The sequence below is a fragment of the Halomonas sp. BC2 genome (assembly GCF_002078115.1).
Taxonomy (GTDB): domain Bacteria; phylum Pseudomonadota; class Gammaproteobacteria; order Pseudomonadales; family Halomonadaceae; genus Vreelandella; species Vreelandella stevensii.
In genome coordinates this window covers 238,157-240,573 of the sequence record NZ_LFGT01000008.1, presented here as the reverse complement: position 1 = coordinate 240,573, position 2,417 = coordinate 238,157, and the positions used below count along the sequence as shown (strand labels likewise).

The following is a 2,417-nucleotide window of genomic DNA, read 5'->3' as shown; positions in this document are numbered from 1 at the left end:
AATAATGTAAGGGTTGATTATGGCAATGGGATGATAATGGATATAGACGTCGACGATTACATCCAAAAAGAAATTTTGCCGGATTACAATCAGCTTCCTGACTGCAGTGCTGCGCCAGTAGAGGAAGATGAGTAGGGGAGTTTTTATGAGTAATGTAAGTTATAGTTATTTAACACACTGGATTGATGGCGTTTATTTAAAAGTATCTTTTGATGTTGCTGGGTATGGTGTTAATGACATTCTTTTCTCGGGTGAAAATGTAGAAAATGCTGGTGAGGCTCTTGGTTTCATTCCTGGTTATCTTGTGTCTAAAGAAATTGTTCGCCGTTTGGTTATGAGTGATGTTTATTCTCTTCCGATACAGAAAATGTCAGAAGTTAAAGATTTTAGTGAGCTTGATGAGTTGCTAAAGTATTATGGTGTGTAATAATTGGGAATTTTTGCAAGCTAAAAATTCCCAATTATTCATATTAAAGAGGTAGATGGGAAATTCTTTTCGACTGGTGTTTATGTTTGGCAGTTTTTAGGTAGACAATAGTGCTGATAGAGTTTTTTGAGGTGTTTTAAATGTATATGATGGCCTTCAAGGTTCTTGGTACTCGTGTGAGAGGGAAGATTAAGATTCAAGTTTTTGATAGGGTCTGCGATACCAGATACTATATTCCTGGCTGGATGGTTGAGGAAACTCGTAAAGGGATGAGACCTGTCGAAATAACTAATGAGTGCTGGGGAGTAGGTGATGGGCGTGTATTTTCATTAACTCTTAGCCGTGACTATAACACCCTTGTTGTTTTTAAAAAATAAGCGGAGCAGTATGAACGATGACGACCAACAACGTGGTATTAACGAGCTTCAAGCACTTATCGACTAAACGCAACAAACGTTAATCCGCTTTGAAGCAACTGGTATGGATGAGCAGATGCCAGCGGATTACTACAAGCTGCTGACGATTTTGGATGAGGCGATTAAACAACAGCGTGAGCATACCAAGGCACTGCTGTTGGTTTGAGATTGCTGCGTTGCTGTATTCCTCACAACGACAAGAGGATCAATGCTGCGTTTCAGCACGCACTTCTTCAACCGGTAATTCTGTGATCTCAGCGATCAGCTGATCGTCCATTTCGATACGGGCAATTAACTTGCGGGCGGTATTACGCTTGAGCGCGTTGCTCGGCTTCCTGTACACGCTCTTCTGCTTCTCGCAAGGTTTCTTGACTGACTGGAGCATCAAGCTCTTATCGACGACACCCAAGCCACGCTCACCTGCTTTGAAACAACCGGCATGGATGATGAAATGCCGGAGGATTACGACAAGCTGCTGGATATTCTGGACGATGCCGTGAAGCAGCAGCGTGAGCATGTAATGGTGATGCTGCTGGTATGAAATTGCTTCTGGCACAAGATGGTTTCGTCGTTGCACTCCTCGCAACGGCATATGCAGGCTGCCATGCAGGAACACCTTACATTAGCGTGACTTCAAACCTGTCAGCCGTCACAACAGGCGTTTTAGCATGCCGAGGACCTTCTTTGATTTCTACCAAGCCATAGTCACCCATCTTTTTAATGGTGCGGCTCAGGCTCTCTTTACGACGCCCTGTGATTTCAGCAAGCTCTCCCAAGGATTGTGGCTTGCATTGGCGAATCGTTTTAAGTAGCTCAAGGTTTTTTGTATTCAACAGACGAGACATGGACTCGACGCTATCGAACCATATCTTGGGCTCTTCAGCAGTAGGTTGATAGAGGCCTTTGGCAATCGAGATGGTGCGCTGGCGGAATTCATCACGGTTCATGATACCAATTTTGACAGTGGTCATATCCCTTCCTCTCGAAGTATTTCATCGACCTGTTTCCAAAAATCTTCGATTAACTGAGCGGCAGAATCAAAGAAGTAATCACTAACGACGCTACGGTAGTGGCGGTGATCCCATTCATCGCGTCGTCCCGCAAATTTTCTGCGTTTAATGTTTGGTGCATGGGCGTTGTCATAACCAAGTAGCCGTGTTCCGCTTTTATGGTGCAGCGTCAGGCTGTATTTGATTCCATGGGGAATATTGGGTGTTGGGGTAACTCGCCGTACTTCAAATTTGACCCAAAAATCACCGTGAATACCGTACTGAATATCGTTTAGGGCTAATAAAGCATCTAACCCTGGATCCTCCATAAACACGCTCCTTTGTCATCACTATTAATATAGTAGGGTTGTTTTCAGGTGTCAACCGCTGGGCCGTAGGCTACTGTGCAGGGCATGAGATGGCTTCGTGGTTGCATTCCACCACAAACGCTCGTCTTAGACCCGTTTACTCGCGTTGAGTCACTTAACTAACGTTCCAAGCACCGCCAGCATGTCTTGCTCGCCGTGGTTGTGTTCCAGCCCCCAAAGATTGCTGCCGCCACGTTGCGTATTTGATCCCTCCCAG

Annotated in this window: 5 protein-coding genes; 2 read left to right on the top strand and 3 right to left on the bottom strand. The window is 44.9% G+C overall.

The window, feature by feature from the left end:
* The first annotated feature begins 145 nt into the window (after positions 1-145).
* Together B7L71_RS17020 and B7L71_RS17015 are read left to right on the top strand one after the other, a co-directional pair.
* Positions 146-427, top strand: coding sequence for a hypothetical protein (locus B7L71_RS17020; RefSeq protein WP_139790051.1), 282 nt, complete (start codon positions 146-148; stop codon positions 425-427).
* A 140-nt stretch (positions 428-567) separates the two neighbouring features.
* Positions 568-804 carry a hypothetical protein gene (locus B7L71_RS17015; protein WP_139790050.1) on the top strand — a complete coding sequence of 79 codons (237 nt, stop codon included), beginning with the start codon at positions 568-570 and terminating at the stop codon, positions 802-804.
* Positions 805-1,048: 244 nt separating this feature from the next.
* On the opposite strand, the gene B7L71_RS06490 is transcribed toward B7L71_RS17015, so the two are convergent.
* From B7L71_RS06490 to B7L71_RS06480, 3 genes are all read right to left on the bottom strand, one after another.
* Positions 1,049-1,252, bottom strand: coding sequence for a hypothetical protein (locus B7L71_RS06490; protein WP_081136771.1), 204 nt, complete (start codon positions 1,250-1,252; stop codon positions 1,049-1,051).
* A gap of 208 nt (positions 1,253-1,460) precedes the next feature.
* Positions 1,461-1,814 carry an HVO_A0114 family putative DNA-binding protein gene (locus B7L71_RS06485; RefSeq protein ID WP_016915079.1) on the bottom strand — a complete coding sequence of 118 codons (354 nt, stop codon included), beginning with the start codon at positions 1,812-1,814 and terminating at the stop codon, positions 1,461-1,463.
* Positions 1,811-2,161, bottom strand: coding sequence for a toxin-antitoxin system TumE family protein (locus tag B7L71_RS06480; RefSeq protein ID WP_081136769.1), 351 nt, complete (start codon positions 2,159-2,161; stop codon positions 1,811-1,813). Before B7L71_RS06480 ends, B7L71_RS06485 begins: the two co-directional genes overlap by 4 nt.
* Between the last annotated feature and the right edge of the window lie 256 nt (positions 2,162-2,417).

Coding starts and splice junctions, on each gene's coding strand:
- B7L71_RS17015 (WP_139790050.1), top strand. CDS start 568: ATGTATATGATGGCCTTCAAGGTTCTTGGTACTCGTGTGAGAGGGAAG.
- B7L71_RS17020 (WP_139790051.1), top strand. CDS start 146: ATGAGTAATGTAAGTTATAGTTATTTAACACACTGGATTGATGGCGTT.
- B7L71_RS06480 (WP_081136769.1), bottom strand. CDS start 2,161: ATGGAGGATCCAGGGTTAGATGCTTTATTAGCCCTAAACGATATTCAG.
- B7L71_RS06485 (WP_016915079.1), bottom strand. CDS start 1,814: ATGACCACTGTCAAAATTGGTATCATGAACCGTGATGAATTCCGCCAG.